The organism is Streptomyces cupreus (assembly GCF_014257025.1).
GTDB classification, from domain to species: domain Bacteria; phylum Actinomycetota; class Actinomycetes; order Streptomycetales; family Streptomycetaceae; genus Streptomyces; species Streptomyces cupreus.
In genome coordinates, this window is record NZ_JACMSF010000008.1 from 56,463 (window position 1) to 78,218 (window position 21,756).

15 protein-coding genes and 1 pseudogene are annotated in these 21,756 nt (G+C 69.1%); 11 read left to right on the top strand and 5 right to left on the bottom strand.

What is annotated here, in order from left to right:
• The first annotated feature begins 78 nt into the window (after positions 1 to 78).
• The 7 genes from H4N64_RS10020 (at position 79) to H4N64_RS10050 (ending at position 10,091) form a co-directional block, all read left to right on the top strand.
• Positions 79 to 1,278 (top strand): ROK family protein, encoded by a 1,200-nt coding sequence (locus H4N64_RS10020; RefSeq protein ID WP_186282003.1) that lies wholly within the window; start codon positions 79 to 81, stop codon positions 1,276 to 1,278.
• 133 nt (positions 1,279 to 1,411) lie between these two features.
• Positions 1,412 to 2,512, top strand: coding sequence for a substrate-binding domain-containing protein (locus tag H4N64_RS10025; RefSeq protein WP_186282004.1), 1,101 nt, complete (start codon positions 1,412 to 1,414; stop codon positions 2,510 to 2,512).
• Positions 2,513 to 2,695: 183 nt separating this feature from the next.
• Positions 2,696 to 3,487, top strand: coding sequence for an ATP-binding cassette domain-containing protein (locus H4N64_RS10030; RefSeq protein WP_186281851.1), 792 nt, complete (start codon positions 2,696 to 2,698; stop codon positions 3,485 to 3,487).
• Positions 3,484 to 4,779 (top strand): ABC transporter permease subunit, encoded by a 1,296-nt coding sequence (locus H4N64_RS10035; protein ID WP_186281852.1) that lies wholly within the window; start codon positions 3,484 to 3,486, stop codon positions 4,777 to 4,779. The genes H4N64_RS10030 and H4N64_RS10035 overlap by 4 nt, the downstream gene beginning before the upstream one ends.
• Before the next feature lie 205 nt (positions 4,780 to 4,984).
• A complete protein-coding gene (dxs, locus tag H4N64_RS10040; RefSeq protein ID WP_186281853.1) occupies positions 4,985 to 6,913 on the top strand; it encodes a 1-deoxy-D-xylulose-5-phosphate synthase in 1,929 nt (642 codons plus the stop codon).
• Positions 6,914 to 7,052: 139 nt separating this feature from the next.
• Positions 7,053 to 8,576: an amino acid permease gene (locus H4N64_RS10045; protein ID WP_186281854.1), complete on the top strand. Its 1,524-nt coding sequence runs from the start codon at positions 7,053 to 7,055 to the stop codon at positions 8,574 to 8,576.
• A gap of 75 nt (positions 8,577 to 8,651) precedes the next feature.
• Entirely contained in the window at positions 8,652 to 10,091 is a 1,440-nt protein-coding gene (locus H4N64_RS10050; protein WP_186281855.1) for an ArnT family glycosyltransferase, read from the top strand.
• Here H4N64_RS10050 and H4N64_RS10055 read toward each other — a convergent pair whose 3' ends face one another.
• Complete coding sequence (locus tag H4N64_RS10055) at positions 10,092 to 10,460, bottom strand: PIN domain-containing protein (RefSeq protein WP_186281856.1); 369 nt, start codon at positions 10,458 to 10,460, stop codon at positions 10,092 to 10,094.
• A gap of 51 nt (positions 10,461 to 10,511) precedes the next feature.
• Here H4N64_RS10055 and H4N64_RS10060 point away from each other — a divergent pair, with 51 nt between their 5' ends.
• Positions 10,512 to 11,525: a PLL family lectin gene (locus tag H4N64_RS10060; RefSeq protein WP_186281857.1), complete on the top strand. Its 1,014-nt coding sequence runs from the start codon at positions 10,512 to 10,514 to the stop codon at positions 11,523 to 11,525.
• A gap of 132 nt (positions 11,526 to 11,657) precedes the next feature.
• Here H4N64_RS10060 and H4N64_RS10065 read toward each other — a convergent pair whose 3' ends face one another.
• From H4N64_RS10065 to H4N64_RS10080, 4 genes are all read right to left on the bottom strand, one after another.
• Positions 11,658 to 13,787: a 3-hydroxyacyl-CoA dehydrogenase NAD-binding domain-containing protein gene (locus H4N64_RS10065; protein WP_186281858.1), complete on the bottom strand. Its 2,130-nt coding sequence runs from the start codon at positions 13,785 to 13,787 to the stop codon at positions 11,658 to 11,660.
• Positions 13,784 to 15,010, bottom strand: a complete 1,227-nt coding sequence (locus H4N64_RS10070) for an acetyl-CoA C-acyltransferase (RefSeq protein ID WP_186281859.1) — start codon at positions 15,008 to 15,010, stop codon at positions 13,784 to 13,786. The genes H4N64_RS10065 and H4N64_RS10070 overlap by 4 nt, the downstream gene beginning before the upstream one ends.
• A 123-nt stretch (positions 15,011 to 15,133) precedes the next feature.
• Positions 15,134 to 16,162, bottom strand: a complete 1,029-nt coding sequence (locus H4N64_RS10075; RefSeq protein ID WP_186281860.1) for a LacI family DNA-binding transcriptional regulator — start codon at positions 16,160 to 16,162, stop codon at positions 15,134 to 15,136.
• Positions 16,159 to 18,537, bottom strand: coding sequence for a glycoside hydrolase family 2 protein (locus tag H4N64_RS10080; RefSeq protein ID WP_186281861.1), 2,379 nt, complete (start codon positions 18,535 to 18,537; stop codon positions 16,159 to 16,161). The genes H4N64_RS10075 and H4N64_RS10080 overlap by 4 nt, the downstream gene beginning before the upstream one ends.
• A 153-nt stretch (positions 18,538 to 18,690) precedes the next feature.
• On the opposite strand from H4N64_RS10080, the pseudogene H4N64_RS10085 reads away from it, so the two are divergent.
• From H4N64_RS10085 to H4N64_RS10095, 3 genes and pseudogenes are all read left to right on the top strand, one after another.
• A pseudogene (locus H4N64_RS10085) lies at positions 18,691 to 19,991 on the top strand (ABC transporter substrate-binding protein).
• Positions 19,991 to 20,926, top strand: coding sequence for a carbohydrate ABC transporter permease (locus H4N64_RS10090; protein ID WP_186281862.1), 936 nt, complete (start codon positions 19,991 to 19,993; stop codon positions 20,924 to 20,926). The pseudogene H4N64_RS10085 and the gene H4N64_RS10090 overlap by 1 nt, the downstream one beginning before the upstream one ends.
• Positions 20,923 to 21,753, top strand: a complete 831-nt coding sequence (locus H4N64_RS10095; RefSeq protein WP_186281863.1) for a carbohydrate ABC transporter permease — start codon at positions 20,923 to 20,925, stop codon at positions 21,751 to 21,753. The genes H4N64_RS10090 and H4N64_RS10095 overlap by 4 nt, the downstream gene beginning before the upstream one ends.
• Positions 21,754 to 21,756: the final 3 nt, after the last annotated feature.

The following is a 21,756-nucleotide window of genomic DNA, read 5'->3' on the forward strand; positions in this document are numbered from 1 at the left end:
CGAACGGCTCAGCTTAGGGTTCACTAGTTGGACATAGACGGGGCCTCACTGAAGCGGTCCCGTGCGCAGGAGGTCGTCGTGGAGACTCCGGGGTCGCAGTCGTCGCTGCACCGAGCCAACCTGGAGCGTGTCGTCCGGGCCGTGCGGCTGGCGGGTTCGCTCACCCAGGCGGAGATCGCCAGGACGACGGGCCTGTCGGCGGCGACGGTCTCGAACATCGTCCGGGAGCTGAAGGACGGCGGAACCGTCGAGGTCACGCCCACATCGGCGGGCGGCCGCCGGGCCCGCAGCGTCAGCCTGAGCGGGGACGCCGGCATCGTCATCGGCGTCGACTTCGGGCACACCCATCTGCGCGTCGCGGTCGGCAACCTCGCCCATCAGGTGCTGGCCGAGGAGTCCGAGCCGCTGGATGTGGACGCCTCCTCGACACAGGGCTTCGACCGGGCGGAAGAGCTGGTCAACCGCCTGATCGCGGCGACCGGAGTGGACCGTTCGAAGATCGCGGGGGTGGGCCTCGGCGTGCCCGGCCCGATCGACGTGGAGTCCGGGACCCTGGGTTCGACCGCCATCCTGCCGGGCTGGACCGGCACCAAACCCGCCGAGGAGCTGCGCGGACGGCTCGGCGTGCCGGTGCACGTGGACAACGACGCCAACCTCGGCGCGCTCGGCGAGCTGGTCTGGGGGAGCGGCCGGGGGGTGCGCGATCTGGCGTACATCAAGGTCGCGAGCGGTGTGGGCGCGGGTTTGGTGATCAACGGCAAGATCTACCGAGGTCCCGGCGGCACAGCCGGAGAAATCGGACATATTACACTTGATGAGTCCGGCCCGGTCTGCCGCTGTGGAAACCGCGGCTGTCTGGAGACCTTCGCGGCCGCCCGCTATGTGCTCCCGCTCCTCCAGTCCAGTCACGGCACGGATCTGACCATGGAGGGCGTCGTGCGGCTGGCCAGGGACGGAGATCCGGGCTGCCGTCGGGTGATCGCCGACGTCGGCCGCCACATCGGCAGTGGAGTCGCCAATCTCTGCAATCTCCTGAACCCGAGCCGGGTGGTCCTCGGCGGCGATCTCGCCGAGGCCGGCGAGCTGGTTCTCGGCCCCATCAGGGAGTCCGTGAGCCGGTACGCGATCCCCAGCGCAGCACGTCAACTCTCCGTTCTCCCAGGGGCCCTTGGGGGCCGCGCGGAGGTGCTCGGAGCGCTCGCACTCGCGCTCAGCGAGATGGGCGATTCGACACTTTTGGACGGCACCCTGCACGCAGCGGCACCCGCCTTCACTTAGAGAACGGATGGCACCGTTGCCAACCCGTTAAGGATTTACTTCTTGACGTCGCACGCGTGGCCGAGTTGACTTCCAGCCACCTCGGCCGCAACGACGCGGCCTCGTCAGGGAGGTTTCTGAAGTGAACACGCGTATGCGTCGTGCCGCCGTTGCCGTTGCCGCAGGTGCGATGGCCATCTCGCTCGCCGCCTGTGGCAGCGCCGATGAAGCGGGCGACAACGACTCCACCACGTCGGGCGCCAAGAAGGGCGACGACATCAAGGTCGGTCTCCTCCTTCCGGAGAACCAGACCGCGCGTTACGAGAAGTTCGACCGCCCGCTCATCGAGAAGAAGATCGACGAGCTGACGAACGGCAAGGGCGAGGTCGTCTACGCCAACGCCAAGCAGGATGCCAGCCAGCAGGCCCAGCAGGTCGAGTCGATGATCACCAACAAGGTGGACGTGATCATCCTGGACGCGGTGGACTCCGCGGCCATCAAGAGCTCGGTCCAGAAGGCCAAGGACGCGAACATCCCGGTCGTCGCCTACGACCGTCTGGCGCAGGGCCCGATCGACGCCTACACCTCGTTCGACAACGTGACGGTGGGCAAGACCCAGGGCGAGGCCCTCCTGGAGGCCCTTGGCGACAAGGCCAAGGACGGCCAGATCGTCATGATGAACGGTTCCTCCACCGACCCGAACGCCGCCCAGTTCAAGGAGGGCGCGCACTCCGTCCTCGACGGCAAGGTGAACGTCGGCAAGGAGTACGACACCAAGGAGTGGAAGCCGGAGAACGCCAACGCCAACATGGAGGGCGCGATCTCGGCGATCGGCAAGGACAAGATCATCGGCGTCTACTCCGCCAATGACGGCATGGCCGGCGGCATCATCACCGCCCTGAAGGCCGCCGGCATCGACGACGTCCCGGTGACCGGTCAGGACGCCGAGCTCGCCGGTGTGCAGCGCATCGTCACGGGTGAGCAGTACATGAGCGTCTACAAGCCGTACGCCCCCGAGGCCGACGCCGCCGCCGAGATGGCCGTCGCGCTCGCCCAGGGCAAGTCGCTCGACTCCGTCGCCAAGGACAAGGTCGACAGCCCCACCAACAAGGGCATCCCGTCCGTCCTGGTCGACGTCACCTCGCTGACCCAGGACAACATCAAGGACACCGTCATCAAGGACGGCGTCTACACGGTCGCGGAGATCTGCACCGCCAAGTACAAGGCGGCCTGCGAGAAGATCGGCCTCGAGTAAACAGCTCAAGTCCCCTTTTCAAGTACCGGAATTCGCTCTTGAATTCCGGTACGGGACTGGAAGCTCCAGGCTCCTTCCGGTGCCCCGCGCACTCGACAGCCCCGCAAGCTCGGCGCGGGGCGCCGGACGGAACTCCCCCTAAGTCTTCTGCACAACCTCCCGCCGGGTCAGGCGGCGAAGGAGATGGTTCACGTGTCCGCTACGCCCGTGCTGGCGTTGCGCGGGGTCTCCAAGCGGTTCGGTGCCGTTCAGGCGCTCACCGACGTAGAGCTTGAGGTCCACGCCGGTGAGGTGGTCGCCCTGGTCGGCGACAACGGCGCCGGAAAGTCCACGCTGGTCAAGACGATCGCCGGCGTGCACCCCATCGATGACGGCGTCATCGAGTGGGATGGCAAGCCCGTATCGATCAACCGGCCGCACGACGCCCAGAACCTGGGCATCGCGACGGTCTACCAGGACCTCGCGCTGTGCGACAACATCGATGTCGTCGGCAACCTCTACCTGGGCCGGGAAGTGCGCAAGCGCGGCGTCCTGGACGAGGTGGAGATGGAGCGCCGCTCCCGCGAGTTGCTGGACACGCTGTCGATCCGCATCCCCAGCGTCCGTATCCCGATCGCCTCGCTCTCCGGCGGTCAGCGTCAGACGGTCGCCATCGCCCGCTCGATGCTGGGCGAGCCCAAGCTGGTCATCCTCGACGAGCCCACCGCCGCCCTCGGCGTCGAGCAGACCGCCCAGGTCCTCGACCTCGTGGAGCGACTGCGCGAGCGCGGGCACGCCGTCATCCTCATCAGCCACAACATGGCGGATGTGAAGGCGGTGGCCGACAAGGTCGCCGTCCTGCGCCTCGGGCGCAACAACGGCGTCTTCGAGGTCAAGTCGACCTCGCAGGAAGAGATCATCTCCGCCATCACCGGCGCCACGGACAACGCCGTGACCCGTCGTGCGGCGCGCACCAATGGGGAGATCAAGAAGTGAGCAGCATCGACAAGACCTCCACTCCGCCCGAGGACCACGTGGTGGAGAACCCCGAGGCGGCGGCCGCGGCCGTCACCGCCGTCGACCCCCGTCTGCTGGTGCGCGAGCAGGGCCTCGCGGGCTACATCTCCGAGTTCAAGCGCAAGATGAAGGCCGGCGACCTGGGTTCCATCCCGGTCGTCATCGGTCTGGCGATCATCTGGATCATCTTCCAGAGCCTGAACTCGAACTTCCTGACCGCCGGCAACCTCTCCGACATCTCCGTCGCCATGGTCGGCACGGGCATGATCGCCGTCGGTATCGTGTTCGTCCTGCTGCTCGGCGAGATCGACCTGTCGGTCGGCTCGGTCTCCGGTGTCGCCGGCGCCTCCTTCGCGGTGCTGAACGTCACCAACGGCATGAGCGAGTGGCTCGCCTTCGTGCTCGCCATCCTCACCGGCACGGCCGCCGGTGCCATCCACGGCTTCTTCTTCGCGAAGATCGGCGTCCCCGCCTTCGCCGTGACCCTGGCCGGTCTGCTGTTCTGGAACGGCTTCATGCTCAAGATCCTGGGCGACAACGGCACCATCAACCTGGACAGCGATGGCCTCGTCGCCAAGCTGACCAGCTACTACTTCTCCGATGTGGCCGCCGCCTACGGTCTCGCCATCGCCGCGACCGCGCTGTTCTTCCTCAGCTCCTTCTACGGCAACCGCCGCCGCGAGGCCGCGGGCGTGCCGTCCCGGCCGCTGAGCGACACCATCCTGCGCACCGTGCTGCTGGCGATCGTCTCCTTCGCCGTGGCCATGGTCTACAACTCGTACAAGGGCCTGCCGCTGGCCGTGGTGCTGTTCATCGCGGTCCTGCTGCTCACGGACTTCGTCCTGCGCCGCACCGCCTACGGCCGCAAGGTCTTCGCGCTCGGCGGCAGCGTCGAGGCGTCCCGCCGTGCGGGTATCAACGTGGAGATGATCCGGATCTCGGTCTTCGCGATCTCCGGCACCTTCGCGGCCATCGGCGGTCTGTTCATCGCCTCCAAGATCGCCTCGGCGAACCAGGGCGCCGGCGCCGGTGACCTGCTGATGAACGCCATCGCGGCGGCCGTCATCGGTGGCACCTCGCTGTTCGGCGGCCGCGGCCGCACCTGGAACGCCCTGCTCGGTGTCCTCGTGATCGTCTCGATCCAGTACGGCCTGGCCCTGGAGGGCATCGCCTCCCCGGTCCAGTACATGATCACCGGTGGCGTGCTGCTGGCGACCGTCGTCATCGACGCGGTCACCCGCAAGACACAGAAGACCGCCGGTCGCGCGTAAGCGTCCGCCCAGCGCGTCCCGTAATACCTGTTGCCCGGTGCCAATGGCGGTACCGGGCAACAGTCATGTCGTAGGAACGCCGCATTGTGGGTACAGCCGCTTCCGTGACGTACGACGCACCGCCCGCGCGTCAGCCGCGGAGGCGGAACATTAGACTCGACGAGCCCGGCAACAGCTCGAACAGCTCTACTGCAAGGAGGCACGGGTGCCGCTGCTGACCCGCATCAGGGGACCGCGCGATCTGGACCGGCTCAGCCTGGAGCAGCTGGACCAGCTGGCAGAGGAGATCCGGACCTTCCTCGTCGACGCCGTCTCCAAGACCGGCGGCCACCTCGGCCCCAACCTCGGTGTGGTGGAGCTGACCATCGCCCTGCACCGGGTCTTCGAGTCCCCCAAGGACAAGGTGCTGTGGGACACCGGCCACCAGTCCTATGTCCACAAGCTGCTCACCGGCCGTCAGGACTTCTCCCGACTGAAGATGAAGGGCGGCCTGTCCGGCTACCCCTCGCAGGCCGAGTCCGAGCACGACGTCATCGAGAACAGCCACGCCTCGACGGTCCTCGGCTGGGCCGACGGCCTGGCGAAGGCCAACCAGATCCTGAAACGCGACGACCACGTCGTCGCCGTGATCGGTGACGGCGCCCTCACCGGCGGTATGGCCTGGGAGGCGCTGAACAACATTGCCGAGGCCAAGGGCCGTCCGCTCGTCATCGTCGTCAACGACAACGAGCGGTCCTACGCCCCGACCATCGGCGGTCTCGCCAACCACCTGGCGACCCTGCGGACGACCGACGGGTACGAGCGCTTCCTGACCCGCACGAAGGAGATCCTCGACCGCACGCCGGTCGTCGGAAAGCCGCTCTACGAGACCCTCCACGGCGCCAAGAAGGGCCTGAAGGACTTCATCGCCCCGCAGGGCATGTTCGAGGACCTCGGCCTGAAGTACGTCGGCCCCATCGACGGCCACGACATCGAGGCCCTGGAGTCGGCCCTCGCCCGCGCCAAGCGCTTCGGCGGCCCCGTCATCGTGCACTGCCTCACCGAGAAGGGCCGCGGCTACCAGCCCGCCCTCCAGGACGAGGCCGACCGCTTCCACGGCATCGGCCCCATCCACCCCGACACCGGCCTGCCGATCAAGGCCTCGGGCGCCGACTGGACGTCCGTCTTCGGCGACGAGATGGTCAAGCTCGGCAAGGAGCGCGAGGACATCGTGGCGATCACCGCGGCGATGCTCCAGCCGGTCGGCCTGAAGAAGTTCGCGGACACCTTCCCGGACCGGATCTACGACGTCGGCATCGCCGAGCAGCACGGCGCCGTGTCCGCCGCCGGCCTGGCGACGGGCGGCCTGCACCCTGTCTTCGCCGTCTACGCCACCTTCCTCAACCGCGCCTTCGACCAGGTCCTGATGGACGTGGCCCTGCACAAGTGCGGGGTGACCTTCGTCCTGGACCGGGCCGGGGTCACCGGCACCGACGGCGCCTCCCACAACGGCATGTGGGACATGTCGATCCTCCAGGTCGTCCCCGGCCTCAGGCTCGCCGCCCCGCGCGACGCCGACCAGGTCCGCGCCCAGCTCCGCGAGGCCGTCGAGGTCAAGGACGCGCCGACCGTGGTCCGCTTCTCCAAGGGCGCCGTCGGCCCCGCCGTACCGGCCGTGGGCCGCGTCGGCGGCATGGACGTGCTGCGCGAGCCGGGCACCGACCGGCCCGACGTGCTGCTCGTCTCGGTGGGCGCCCTCGCCCCGATGTGCCTGGAGATCGCCGACCTGCTCGACAAGCAGGGCATCTCCGCCACCGTCGTCGACCCGCGCTGGGTCAAGCCCGTCGACGAGGCCATGGCTCCGCTCGCCGAACGGCACCGCGTGGTCGTCACCGTCGAGGACAACTCCCGCGTCGGCGGCGTCGGCTCGGCCGTCGCCCAGGCGCTGCGCGACGCCGGGGTCGATGTCCCGCTGCGTGACTTCGGCATCCCGCCGCGCTTCCTCGACCACGCCTCGCGCGCCGAGGTCATGGCCGAGATCGGCCTGACGGCCCCGGACATCGCCCGCCAGGTCACCGGCCTGGTCTCCAAGCTCGACGGCGGGTACGACCGCTCGCCCGCCGAGGTCGACTCGGTGGAGCCCGCGCGCGACTGAGTACCGCCGAACGGGCCGGTCCCACCCCCCTTTTGCGGTGGTGGAACCGGCCCGTCCGTGTGACATCGCCCGTGTCAGGGCATACGCACCACGCCCCCTCTCGATCATGTCGAGGACGACAAGCGTGGGAGGTACGCCCGTGAGCAGCACCCTCTTCCGTACGAAGAAGGTCGAGCAGTCCATCCTCGATACCGAGGAACCCGAGCACGCGCTCAAGAAATCCCTGTCCGCGCTCGATCTGACGGTCTTCGGCGTCGGTGTCATCATCGGCACCGGAATCTTCGTGCTGACCGGCACCGTCGCCAAGAACAACGCCGGGCCCGCCGTCGCGCTGGCCTTCGTGGCGGCCGGCGTCGCCTGCGCGCTCGCCGCGCTCTGTTACGCCGAGTTCGCCTCCACGGTCCCGGTCGCCGGGTCCGCCTACACCTTCTCGTACGCCTCCCTCGGTGAACTGCCCGCCTGGATCATCGGCTGGGACCTGGTTCTGGAGTTCGCGCTCGGCACGGCGGTGGTCGCCGTCGGCTGGTCGGGCTATGTCCAGTCGCTCATGGACAACGCGGGCTGGGAGATGCCCGCGGCCCTGGGCAGCAGAGAGGGCGCGGGCGACTTCGGCTTCGACATCCTCGCCGCCGCGCTGGTCCTCGTCCTCACCTTCATCCTCGTGCTCGGTATGAAGCTGTCCGCACGGATCACGTCGCTCGTCGTCGCCATCAAGGTGACCGTCGTCATGACCGTGATCATCGCTGGCGCGTTCCTGATCGACGGCGACAACTACGACCCCTTCGTCCCGAAGCAGCAGGCCGTGGAGGCCGGGGAGAGTCTCCAGGCCCCGCTGATCCAGTTGATGTTCGGCTGGGCGCCCTCCAACTTCGGCGTGATGGGCATCTTCACCGCCGCCTCGGTCGTCTTCTTCGCCTTCATCGGCTTCGACGTCGTGGCGACCGCCGCCGAGGAGACCAAGAACCCGCAGCGGGACATGCCGCGCGGCATCATCGGTTCCCTCCTGATCTGCACCACGCTGTACGTCGCCGTGTCGATCGTCGTCACGGGCATGCAGCACTACAGCGAGCTGTCCGTGGACGCCCCGCTCGCCGACGCCTTCAAGGCCACCGGGCATCCCTGGTTCGCGGGCTTCATCAGCTTCGGCGCGGCGGTCGGGCTGACGACGGTCTGCATGATCCTGCTGCTCGGCCAGACGCGGGTCTTCTTCGCGATGAGCCGCGACGGACTGCTGCCGCGCTTCTTCTCCCGCGTCCATCCGAGGTTCAAGACCCCGCACCGGCCGACCATCCTGCTCGGCGTGATCATCGCGATCCTCGCCGGCTTCACCCCGCTGACCGAACTGGCCGCCCTGGTGAACATCGGCACACTGTTCGCCTTCGTGGTCGTCGCGATCGGCGTGCTGGTCCTCCGCAGGACCCGCCCCGACCTGCACCGGGCCTTCCGCACCCCGTGGGTGCCGGTCATCCCGATCCTGTCGGTGTGCGCCTCCCTGTGGCTGATGATCAACCTGCCCGCCGAGACCTGGGTCCGGTTCGCCATCTGGATGGCCGCCGGCTTCTTCGTGTACTTCCTGTACGGCCGTTCCCACAGCCGCCTCGGACGCCACGAGGAGACCACGATCGGCCAGATCATGAAGCCGCCGCGGGGTGACGCGGAGTAGCCATTCCGGATTGCCTTCCCGGCCCCGTATGTCCCGCTCAGGCAGGGACTGCGGGGCCGGATAGCGTGCACTTCCATGTACGCCGAGCCCCTCGCCCCGCAACGCTCCGTCACCGCACCGCGAGTCGGCGAAGGCTACTGGCGCCGTCTGCTGCCGATGCTGACGGCCTTGGCCTGCCTCACCCGCGTCCCGTCCTTCGCCCACCCCCTGTGGAACCCCGACGAGGGCTATCTGGCCGTACAGGCACGCCTGCTGGCCCACGGCGGAGAGCTGTACGAGACGGTCGTGGACCGCAAGCCCCCGCTCGTACCGTGGCTCTACCAGGGGGCGTTGGCGCTGGCGGGCTCGGATTCGCTGGTGTCGGTGCGGCTGCTGGCCGTAGGGGCCCATCTGCTGACGGCTGCCCTCCTCGCCTCACTGGCCCGCCGCCGCTGGGGAGATGCGGCGGGCCGTACGGCAGGAGTCCTGTATCTGCTGATCTCCGTCGGCCTGAACCCCGAGGACGCGCAGGCGGCCGGCTTCGAGGTGTTCATGCTGCCGTGCACGGCGGCCGCGATGTGGTGCGCGGACCGAAGGCGCTGGGCCGCGGCGGGCGTGGCCGTCGGGTGCGCGTTCCTCGCCAAGCAGACGGGCGGGGCGGTGCTGTTGCCGGTGCTGTGGCTGTGCGGCGCGTCATGGGGCGGGCTGCTGCGGCTCGGAGTGGGGGCGGTGGCACCCGTGCTCACGGCGGCGGTGCTCACGAACCCGGCGGGCTTCCTGTTCTGGACGGTCACCGGATCGGGCGCGTACGCGTCCTTCACCGGTTCCGAACTCCACGTCCTCACAAGGGCGTTGGCGAACACGGCGATCCTGACGGTGGCCTGCGCGGGCCTGCTCCCGCCGCTGGTCCGGGCCTCGCGGATCGCGCGCACGGCCTCGGCGGACGTGTGGCTGTGGCTCGCGGCATCGGCGGGCGCGGTCGTGCTCGGCTTCCACTTCTTCGGCCACTACTACCTGCAACTGACCGCACCGCTCGCCCTGTTGTCGACAGCGGCGCTGCGGATCCTGCCCAGGGCCCACCGCACGCGCGCGGTCGTGACCTCGGCCTGCTGCTGCACCCTGTTCCTGACCTGGGGGATGCTCGCCCCACGCCCGGAACTGACCCACGCCGAGCGCCTGGCGGACGCGATCGGCCGCCACACCACCCCGGACGACCGCGTCCTTCTGTGGGGCATACACCCGGAGACGTACTGGCTGGCGAACCGCACGCCGGCCACCCGCTATCTGACGGCGGGCCTCCTGACCAACTACAGCGGCGGCCGGGACGGCCCAGAAGTGGGCGAGAAGTACGCGATGCGGGGTGCCTGGACCACGCTCCACCGGGAACTGGCCGCCCACCCGCCCCGGTTGATCGTCGACGACTCCCGGGGCAAGCCCTACGCCCCGGACCGGATCAGGCCCCTACGACGGCTGCTGGAGGGGTACGAGGAGGTGGCGGTGGTCGACGGTGCCGTACTGCACGCCCGGGCGCGGTAGTCACGGCCGTACCGTCCGAGGCCCCGCCACCTCCGCCCCCAGCTCCGTCACCCGCCGCCGCAGTTCCCGGTCCGCCGTCACCACCAGGCACGGGCGCTCGGCCGCCCGCCCCGCGACCAGGCCCACCATGTGGTCGTCCCCGCTGCCCTCCGCGGACTCCACGCGCACCCCCGCCACCGACGAGACCCCCCGAGCCGCCCCCTCCACCACCAGCACGATCTCCACCGGCCCCGACCGCCCCGGCACCCCGTCCGCCGCCAGCCGGTCCCGCAACCGCTCGGCCGCTCCCTTGCGGTCCCGCCACCAGCCATCCGGCACCGACCCGACGACGTTCGCGGCGTCGACGATCACAAGCAAGGCAGACTCCATGGGCCCAGGGTCGCACGCGGTGCCCGGGACGCCCCCGTTTAGAGTGATCCGGTGAACGGCGACTGGCTCATACGCGGTCGAGATGGCCGCCTCAGCGTCTACTGGCACACCCAGGACGCCGTCCTGTGCCGTGCGGAGCAGGTCCCCGGCGGCCCCTGGGCCGCGCCGCGCCGAGTGGGCGGCGAGCAGAAGGTGCGGACGGGCTTCGCCCTGGGCCAGGGCGCGGACGGCTACGCCCATCTCATCGCCTGGCGGCCCACCCGTTCGGGGGAATCGGGCCTGGTGCATTCCACGCACTTCCGTCCGCTCCTCGCCGCCCTTGACTGGCTGCCCATCGGTCACCCCAACAAGCAGGGCGAGCGCACCGGCACCCCGGCGGTCGCCGTCGACGCGGAGGGCCGCGCGTACCTCTTCGTACGCAATCGCGGCAAGGGCGTCCACACCATCAACCAGAAGGAACGCGGCGGCTGGAACGGCTGGCACGATCTGAAGGGCTCCAAGGTGGGCGAGGAACTCGTCGCCGTCACCGCCGAGTCGGGCCTGGTCGGGGTGTACGCCACCAACCCCACCGGCGTCCTGCGCTGGCTCCAGCGGGAACCGGGCGGCCGTCCCGTCGCGGCCGACCCCTTGGCCGTACGGATCGCTCCGGGGACCCTGAGCGCCCTGCCGACCTCGAAGGAGCACACGACCCTCTTCTTCGCGGACCCCGAGGGCGTGCTGTACGCCTGGCGTCCGGACGGCGATCCGCTCCCCCTGCTCGCCGCCGCGGGCCCGGGGCCGGTGTCCGCCGTCCGCTGTGTCCTGGACGGCCACGACTGCACCCTGCTCGCCCAGCGCTCGTCCTCCGGCAGGGTGGCGTTCGCCGCGTATCCGACGGAGCAGGAGTCGGCGGGCCTGTGGTGGACGGAGTCGGGACCGACCCTGCCCGCGGGCACCCGGGTCGCCGTGGCGGAGGACGCCGAGGGCCGCGTGGTGGCGGCGACCCTCACCCCGGACGGCGTCCTGCGCCTGGCCCGCCAGAAGGACGAGCCTGGCCTGGCGTTGGCGGCGTGGCGGACTATTTAGCCCGTCCGGCGTTTGAGGACGAGGCCGTTCAGGCCGATACGGGGGTCTGGGGGCGCAGCCCCCCAGGAGCGAGAACGCCGGTGCCTCGCACACCAACTGGCATGCGAGGCACCGGCGTTCACAGCGGAGCGCCTAAGCGGGAACCGAAGCAACCCCCGGCGCCAGGAACTTCCTTCCGTTCACGCGCTCCGAGACACCCTCGCGGTCCAGGTACGGCGTGATGCCGCCCAGGTGGAAGGGCCAGCCGGCGCCCGTGATCAGGCACAGGTCGATGTCCTGGGCCTCGGCGACGACACCCTCGGCGAGCATGAGCCCGATCTCCTGGGCGACGGCGTCGAGAACGCGCGCCCGCACCTGCTCCTCGGTCAGGACGACATCGCCCTGCTTCAGCAGCGCGGCGACCTCCGGGTCCAGCTCAGGCTTGCCGGAGTCGTAGACGTAGAAGCCGCGCTTGCCCGCCTTGACGACGGCCGCGAGGTTCGGAGAGACCGTGAAGCGGTCCGGGAAGGCCCGGTTGAGGGTCTCCGAGACGTGCAGACCGATCGCGGGACCGACCAGCTCCAGCAGCACCAGCGGGGACATCGGCAGACCGAGCGGCTCGACGGCCTTCTCGGCGACCTCGACCGAGGTGCCCTCGTCGATGACGTTCTGGATCTCGCCCATGAAGCGGGTGAGGATGCGGTTCACGACGAACGCCGGGGCGTCCTTCACCAGGACCGCGGTCTTCTTCAGCTTCTTGGCGACGGCGAAGGCCGTGGCCAGCGAGGCGTCGTCCGTCTGCTCACCGCGGACGATCTCCAGCAGCGGCAGGACCGCGACCGGGTTGAAGAAGTGGAAGCCGACGACCCGCTCGGGGTTCTTCAGCTTCGACGCCATCTCGGTGACCGACAGCGAGGAGGTGTTGGTGGCGAGGATCGCGTGCGCCGGGGCGACCGCCTCGACCTCCGCGAACACCTGCTGCTTGACGCCGATCTCCTCGAAGACGGCCTCGATGATGAAGTCGGCGTCGGCGAAGCCCTCGGCCTTGTCCAGGACACCGGTGACCAGGGCCTTGAGGCGGTTGGCCTTGTCCTGGTTGATACGGCCCTTGCCGAGCAGCTTCTCGATCTCGGCGTGGACGTAGCCCACACCCTTGTCGACGCGCTCCTGGTCGATGTCGGTCAGCACGACCGGCACCTCGAGGCGGCGCAGGAAGAGCAGCGCGAGCTGGGAGGCCATCAGACCGGCGCCGACGACACCGACCTTGGTGACCGGGCGGGCCAGGTTCTTGTCCGGGGCACCGGCCGGGCGCTTGCCGCGCTTCTGCACGAGGTTGAACGCGTAGATACCGGCGCGCAGTTCGCCACCCATGATCAGGTCGGCGAGCGCGACGTCCTCGGCGTCGTAGCCCTGCTGGAGGTCGCCGTTCTTGGCGGCGGCGATGATGTCCAGGGCGCGGTAGGCGGCCGGAGCGGCGCCGTGCACCTTGGAGTCCGCGATGAAGCGGCCCTTGGCGACGGCCTGGTCCCAGGCCTCGCCGCGGTCGATCACCGGACGCTCGACCTCGACATCGCCCTTCAGTACCTGGGCGGTCCAGATCAGCGACTGCTCAAGGAAGTCGGCGCCCTCGAAGATGGCGTCGGCGATGCCCAGGTCGAAGACCTGCTGGCCCCCCAGCTGCTTGTTCTGGTTGAGGCTGTTCTCGATGATCACCGAGACGGCCTTGTCGGCACCGATCAGGTTCGGCAGGATCGTGCAGCCGCCCCAGCCCGGGACCAGACCGAGGAAGACCTCGGGAAGCGAGAAGGCAGGGAGCGCCTTGGAGACGGTCCGGTACTTGCAGTGCAGACCGACCTCGACGCCGCCGCCCATCGCGGCACCGTTGTAGTACGCGAAGGTCGGCACGGCCAGGCCCGCGAGGCGCTTGAAGACCTCGTGGCCGCCCTTGCCGATGGCCAGCGCGTCCTTGTGCTCCTTCAGCAGCTCGACGCCCTTGAGGTCGGCGCCGACGGCGAAGATGAACGGCTTGCCGGTGATGCCGACGCCGACGATGTCGCCGTCCGCGGCCTCCTTCTCGACCTGGTCGATGGCGGTGTTGAGGTTCGCCAGCGAGGCCGGGCCGAAGGTGGTCGGCTTGGTGTGGTCGAAGCCGTTGTCCAGCGTGATCAGGGCGAAGCGCCCGGCGCCGAACGGCAGGTCGAGATGGCGTACGTGCGCGGACGTCACGACCTCGTCCGGGAACAGCTCGGCCGCGCCCTTCAGGAGCTCAGCGGTGGTGCTCACTTGTTGCCTCCGGCGTCCTTGTGGTGCGGGTTCTCCCAGATCACCGTGGCGCCCATGCCGAAGCCGACGCACATGGTGGTGAGGCCGTAACGGACCTCCGGCTGCTCCTCGAACTGGCGGGCCAGCTGCGTCATCAGACGCACGCCGGAGGAGGCCAGCGGGTGACCGTAGGCGATGGCGCCGCCGTACTGGTTGACGCGTGCGTCGTCGTCGGCGATGCCGTAGTGCTCCAGGAAGGCGAGCACCTGGACGGCGAAGGCCTCGTTGATCTCGAAGAGGTTGATGTCCTCGATCGACAGGCCGGCCTTGGCGAGGGCCTTCTCCGTCGCCGGGATCGGGCCGTAGCCCATGACCTCCGGCTCCACGCCCGCGAAGGCGTAGGAGACGAGGCGCATCTTCACCGGGAGGTTGTTCTCGCGGGCGAAGTCCTCGGAGGCGATGATCGAGGCGGTGGCGCCGTCGTTCAGACCGGCCGCGTTACCGGCGGTGACCCGGCCGTGGACGCGGAACGGGGTCTTCAGACCGGCCAGGTTCTCCAGCGTGGTGCCCGGGCGCATCGGCTCGTCGGCGGTGACCAGGCCCCAGCCCGTCTCGCCCGCCTCCGGGTTGGTGCGGCGCACCGAGATCGGCACCAGGTCCTGCTGGATCTTGCCGTTGGCGTAAGCCTTGGCGGCCTTCTCCTGCGAACGCACCGCGTACTCGTCGGCGCGCTGCTTGGTGATCGTCGGGTAGCGGTCGTGCAGGTTCTCGGCGGTCATGCCCATGAACAGCGCCGACTCGTCGACCAGCTTCTCGCTGACGAACCGCGGGTTCGGGTCGACGCCCTCGCCCATCGGGTGGCGGCCCATGTGCTCGACACCACCGGCGATGACGGCGTCGTAGGCGCCGAAGGCGATGGAACCGGCCGTGGTGGTGACGGCGGTCAGGGCGCCGGCGCACATACGGTCGATCGAGTAGCCGGGCACCGACTGCGGCAGCCCGGCGAGGATGCCGGCCGTGCGGCCGATGGTGAGGCCCTGGTCACCGATCTGCGTGGTCGCGGCGATGGCGACCTCGTCGATCTTCTTCGGGTCGAGGCCGGGGTTGCGGCGCAGCAGCTCCCGGATCGCCTTCACGACAAGGTCGTCGGCACGGGTCTCGTGGTAGATGCCCTTCGGGCCCGCCTTGCCGAACGGGGTGCGGACGCCGTCGACGAAGACGACGTCCCTGACGGTACGAGGCACGATGGCTCTCCTCCAGGGTGCGGGACTGCACTGCTGCGGCACGCATGCACTGAGCGCGCGCTTACGACCATGCTACTTATGAGTAACGTAGCTGCACAGTCCCGCAGGACCAAGCGGTGAAGGTCACACCATCGGGGGTGCCGTCGACCCTCGCGGGGTGAGGACCGGTGTCGGTACGGGATGCGACCCCGGCCCCTCCCCGGTGATCACCCCGAACAGGGTCCGGGCCACATCCGCCCCGAACCCGTGCACGTCATGACTCATCGCGGACAACGTCGGATGCGTGAGCCGGCACAGCTGGGAGTCGTCCCAGGCCAGCAGGGACACGTCGGCGGGGACCCGTAGCCCCATCTCCGCCGCCACCGACAGCCCCGCCACCGCCATGATGTCGTTGTCGTACACGATCGCCGTAGGCCGATCAGCCGCCGCGGCCATCAGCAGCGAGCGCGTCGCCCGAGCCCCCGCGTCCCCGGAGAAGTCCGTCGCCACCTGCCAGGCCCCGGCCAGCTCCAGCACCCGCGCCGCCTCGTCGAACGCGGCCGTACGGATCGACGTGTGCCCGAGCGCCGCCGCCCCGCCCACCCGGGCGATCCGCCGATGCCCGAGCGCCGCCAGATACCGCACGGCCTCCGTCACGGCCGTGGCGTCGTCGGTCCACACCGAGGGCAGCCCACCGGTCAGCGACGGATGTCCCACGGCGACGACCGGCATCCCCAGCCGCTCCATCGCCGCCACCCTCGGGTCGTCGGCCCGGAAGTCGACCAGGATCGAGCCCCCGATCTGCCGCCCCCGCCACCACGACTCCTGGATCCCGACCTCCTCCTGCACATTCCGCACCAGCCGCAGCAGCAACGAGCAGGACCGCTCGGTCAGCACGCTCTCCACACCCGAGACGAACTCCATGTAGAAGGGTTCGAGCCCGAGCAGCCTCGCCGGCCGGCAGATCGCGAGCCCGACGACGTCCACCCGCGACCCCGCCAGCGACCGCGCGGTGAGGTTGGGCGCCCAGCCCAGCTCACGGGCGGCCCGGAAGATCCGGTCGCGGGTCGCCTCGGACAGCCCCGGCTTGTGGTTGAAGGCGAGGGACACGGCACCCTTGGACACCCCGGCGCGAGCGGCGACGTCCTTGATGGTGACGCGAGTAGCGGTCATCGGGAGGGCTCCACGCAGTACAGGGCCGAACGGGCGGTCTCCGGGTCCGGAGTCTCCCAGCCCCGCACACCGATGGTCACCTGTTCACCGGGCAGCAGCGTGACCAGCCCTCGATCCGCCCGCGCCGCCGGATCCAGCCGATCGGCCTGGAGCAGCAGATCCCGTACGAGCGTCCCGGCCGTCACTCGCACTCCGCCCGGCACGATCTCCACCTCGAACTCCGGCCGAGGATAAGGGATTTCCCGGTCAGGGGCGGGAAAGTGCAGCGCCCGAAGCCCGTCGGCGTCGGCGACCAGGAACTCCTTGGGGCCGGCCGGCTCCAGCTCCCGGGGCACGCCGACGAGCGCCACGGACCGCCTCTCGGCCAGCACGGAAGCGCTCGTCTCGCCGATGACGACCCCCTCGACGGACATACGACGCAACCGCACCGCCCCCGCCCACACCTCCGCCGCCTGATTGACGGCCGCCAACACGAGCCCCGGCTCCCGCACTTGCAGCGTCAGCAGCCGATCCGCGTACAGCCTGCGCAGCTCGTGACAGAGCGGCTTCTCCCGGCCGTCCCCGTCGATCGCGGCCCAAGAGGTCACCGGCCAGCAGTCGTTGAGCTGCCAGAGCACCGTGCCCGCGCACACGGGCCAGTGCGACCGCCAGTGCTCGATTCCGGTGGCCACCGCACGTGCCTGGTTGACCTGCGTGAGGTAGTGCCAGCGGTCGAAGTCGCCCTCGGGGAAGGCGAAGTGCCGCTCCAGGCCCCGCCTCAGCTTGCCGTTGCCGTCGTCGGCCTTCTGGTGGTGCAGCATGCCGGGGGAGTCGGCCGCGAGCTCCTCATCCGGCAGCGCCCGCCGCAGCGTCGCGTACGCGGGCGGCGCCTGCCAGCCGAACTCGGCCATGAAGCGCGGCACGTTCGCCCGGTACTCCGCGTAGTCCTCCCGGTTCCACACCTCCCAGGAGTGGTGCGTCCCGTGCGCCGGATCGTTCGGATGCCGCTCCCAGCCTCCGGACCACGGACTGCCCGCCGTGTAGGGCCGTGTCGGATCCAACTCCGCCACCACACGCGGCAGTACGCCCAGGTAGTACCCCTCGCCCCACGACTCCCCGGCGAGCCGCCCCTCCCAGTCCCAGTCCCGGAAGCCCCACAGGTTCTCGTTGTTGCCGTTCCACAGCACCAGCGAGGGATGCGGCATCAGCCGGACGACGTTCTCGCGGGCCTCGGCCTCGACCTCCCCGCGCAGCGGCTGTTCCTCGGGGTAGGCGGCGCAGGCGAACGGGAAGTCCTGCCAGACCAGCAGCCCCAGCTCGTCGCAGGCGTCGTAGAAGTCCTCGCTCTCATAGATCCCGCCGCCCCAGACCCGGACCAGGTCCACGCCCGCGTCGGCCGCCTGCCCGAGGCGCTCCCGGTACCGCGCACGCGTCACCCGGGACGGGAAGACGTCGTCCGGGATCCAGTTCACGCCCCGCGCGAAGAGCCGCTCGCCGTTGACGACGAGGGTGAAGCCGGTGCCGTGGGCGTCGGCCGACCGGTCCAGCTCCACGCTCCGGAAGCCGATCCGCCGACGCCACACGTCGAGCGGCTCGTCCCCGTGCAGCAGCGTCAACTCCACGTCGTGCAGCGGCTGTTCCTCGTATCCGCGCGGCCACCACAGCCGGGGGGAGGGCACCTCGAGCCGTACGACTGCCTGGGTGCCGTCGAGCGAGGCGCGCGCCCGCACTCCGCCGACCGTCGCCTCGACCGCCAGCGGCGCCTCGACCCGGGTCCGCTCGACGTCGACGGCCAACTCCACGCGTCCCAGGCCCTCTTCGACGGTCACCAGTGGACGCACCCGGGCGATCCTGGCCGTCGACCAGTGCTCCAGGCGCACGGGCCGCCAGATCCCCGCCGTCACCAGGGTCGGCCCCCAGTCCCAGCCGAAGGAGCAGGCCATCTTGCGCACGTACTGGAAGGGCTCGGCGTAGGCCGCGGGCCGCTCGCCCAGCTTGCCGCGGATCGCCTCGGCCTCGGCGTACGCGGAGACGAACCGCACGGTAAGGCGTCCGCTCAGGCCGGTCACGTCGAAGCGGTGCGAGCGGTGCATATTGCGGACCCGGCCCAACGGCCGTCCGTCCAGCATGACTTCGGCGACCGTGTCGAGGCCGTCGAAGACCAGGTCGGTCTGCTCATGTCCGGAGGGCACGCTCAGGTCCCGCTCGTAGGTCCAGTCCCGCCGGCCGACCCAGGCGACCTCGGTCTCGTTCCGCCCGAGAAAGGGGTCCGGGATGACCCCGGCCGCCATCAGATCGGTGTGCACGCACCCCGGCACCTCGGCCGGAAGCGCCGCCGCAGTGCTTCCCGGGGTCCGCAGGATCCATCCCTCGCCCAGCGGTGTGGCCTCCAGCATGCGCACTCCTAAACCGGTCAACCCCAGTGCGGGGCAAGTTTTCTGCGTCGTTGGCGGGATAGGGACTTTACCGGTCGAGAAAGCGCTGTCAGAGTTCCGAACCAGCCAACCCGCGAGTGCTCGTCCGTCACGTGATGAACGGAGCTGATGCACATGTACCGCCGTACAGTCCTCGCCATGGTCACGGGTGCCGCCCTGCTGCTCTCGGCGTGCACCGGCACCGGAGGTTCGTCGAAGGGGGCGGACGCGAAGGCGCCCACCGACCCGGCCAAGGTCAGCGGAACCATCAAGGTCCTCACCGTGCGCACGGACCTCGTGCAGGACGGCACGATGGACAAGTACGCCGCCGAGTTCAACAAGACCTATCCGAAGGTCAAGGTCGAGTTCGAGGCGCTCACCAACTACGAGTCCGAAGTCAAGATCCGGATGAACACGGAGAACTACGGCGACGTCCTCCTGATCCCCGCAGTGATCAAGAAGGCCGACTACCCCAAGTTCTTCGCCTCGCTGGGCACCGTGGAGGAGCGCGGCGAGAAGTACCGCTTCACCGATTTCACCACCGTCGACGGCAAGGTCTACGGCCAGAGCCCGGTCGGGGTGACCCCCGGCTTCATCTACAACAAGAGGGTCTGGCGGGAGGCCGGCGTGACCGAATGGCCCACCACGTCGGCCGAGTTCCTCACCGCGCTGAAGGCCATCAAGTCCAAGACCGACGCGGTGCCGTACTACACCAACTTCGCCGCCGGCTGGACGCTGACCTCCTGGACGTACGTCAACGGCTCGGTCCACTGCGACCCGCAGGCCACCACCAAACTCGCCGAGGGCGACCCCTGGGCCGAGAACGCCGACCTTCGCGTCGGTGACACCCTGCTGCACGACATCGTGAAGCAGGGCCTGGCCGAGAAGGACCCGACGACCACCAACTGGGAGGAGTCCAAGCCCCGTACGGCCAAGGGTGAGATCGCCACGCAGTGGCTCGGCACCTGGGCCATCGTCCAGTTCCAGGACGCCGCGAAGAAGGCCGGGGTGAACCCCGACGACATCGGCTTCATGCCCTTCCCGGCTCAGACGGACGGCAAGTTCTGCGCCGCGGTCGCCCCGACTACAACCAGGCCGTCAACGTCCACTCCCAGCACAAGGACGCCGCCCGCGCCTGGATCGACTGGTTCACGGACAAGTCCGGTTACGACAAGGACAATCTGGCGATCTCCCCGCTCAAGAACGCCCCGCTGCCCGAGGTGTTGCAGCCTTACGAGGACGCGGGCGTGAAGTTCATCGAGGTGGACGACTCCAGGGGTGCCGACGTCAAGCAGATCGACAATCAGTCGGAGACCGGCATCTACGCCCCCGAGTACCGCCAGAAGCTGGTGGACCTGGCCCGGGGCGCCACGAAGGGCGGTCTCGACGACTTCTTCGCCGATCTCAGCGAGCGGTGGACCGAGGCGCAGGGCTGATGGCAGCCACCGCGCAGCAGACGGTCGAGAAGACGAGCGCGGGGGCGGAGATCGCCGCCCCCGCCCGCGGACGCCGGTGGCGGGGGGTGACGCCCTGGCTGTTCCTGATCGCCCCGCTCACGCTGCTGATCGTCTTCACCTATGCGCCGATCGCCAACATGGTCGCGTACAGCTTCACCGACTGGGACGGCGTGAGCCCCGAACTGCACTACACGGGCGCCGACAACTACACGGAGATCTTCACCCGCGAGGATCTCTTCCGGGTCTTCTTCGTCAGCGGCTACTACCTCGCGGCCTCCGCGGTCCAGATCGCCGCCGCCCTCTACTTCGCGACGATCCTGAGCTTCAACGTTCGCTTCCGGAACTTCTTCAAGGGGGTGCTCTTCTTCCCGTATCTGATCAACGGGGTCGCGATCGGCTTCGTGTTCCTCTATTTCTTCCAGGACGGCGGCACCCTCGACTCGGTGCTCAGCCTGTTCGGCGTGCACACCGACCACGCCTGGCTCGGCACCTCGACCTCCGCCAACACCTCGCTCGCCGGCGTCTCGGTCTGGCGCTATCTGGGCCTGAACTTCGTGCTGTTCCTCGGCGCCATCCAGTCGATCCCGGGGGAGTTGTACGAGGCGGCCGAACTGGACGGAGCCAACCGCTGGCACCAGTTCCGCTACATCATCGCGCCGGGCATCAAGCCGGTGCTGAGCCTGACGGTCATCCTGTCGATCTCCGGCTCGCTGTCGGTCTTCGAGATCCCGTACATCATGACCGGCGGGGCGACCGGCACCGAGACCTTCGTCATCCAGACCGTGAACCTGGCCTTCCGTTTCAACAAGACGGGGCTCGCCTCGGCGGCCGCGGTCGTGCTGCTGCTGATCATCCTGCTGGTGACCTGGGTCCAGCGGCGCATGGTCCCCGACGACAAGGTGGACCTCGTATGACGCGGCGAGCCGTAGCCCGTACGTTCGTCTGTCTGTCGCTGGTCGGGGCGACCGTGGTGGTCCTGCTCCCGCTGGTCGTGGTCCTGCTGACGTCACTGAAGACCGAGCAGGAGATGGCGGAGGCCGACGGAGCGCTCTCGCTCCCGGGGAATCCGCTGAACTTCGACAACTACGTGACCGCGTTCCAGGACGGCCGGATGCTCTCGGCGTTCGGGAACACGGCCCTCATCCTGGTGGTCGCGATCGGCGGCACGGTCCTGATCGGCTCGATGACGGCGTACGCGATCGACCGCTTCACCTTCCGTTTCAAGAAGCTGGTGGTCGCGCTCTTCCTGGTCGCCGCGCTGGTCCCCGGGGTCACCACACAGGTGGCGACCTTCCAGATCGTCAACAGCCTCGGCATGTTCGACACCCTCTGGGCGCCGATCGTGCTCTACATGGGCACGGACATCGTGTCGATCTACATCTTCCTGCAGTTCGTCCGGTCCATCCCGATCTCCCTGGACGAATCGGCCCGCCTGGAGGGCGCCAACGCCTTCACGATCTACCGAAAGATCATCTTCCCGCTGCTGAAACCGGCGATCGCGACGGTGGTGATCGTGAAGGGGATCACCGTCTACAACGACTTCTACATCCCGTTCCTGTACATGCCGTCCGAAGACCTTGGCGTGATCTCGACGTCGTTGTTCCGCTTCCGCGGGCCGTACGCGGCCCACTGGGAGACGATCTCGGCAGGAGCGGTGCTGGTGATCCTGCCGACGCTGATCGTCTTCCTCTTCCTCCAGCGGTTCATCTACAACGGCTTCATGAGGGGGGCGACCAGGTGAGAT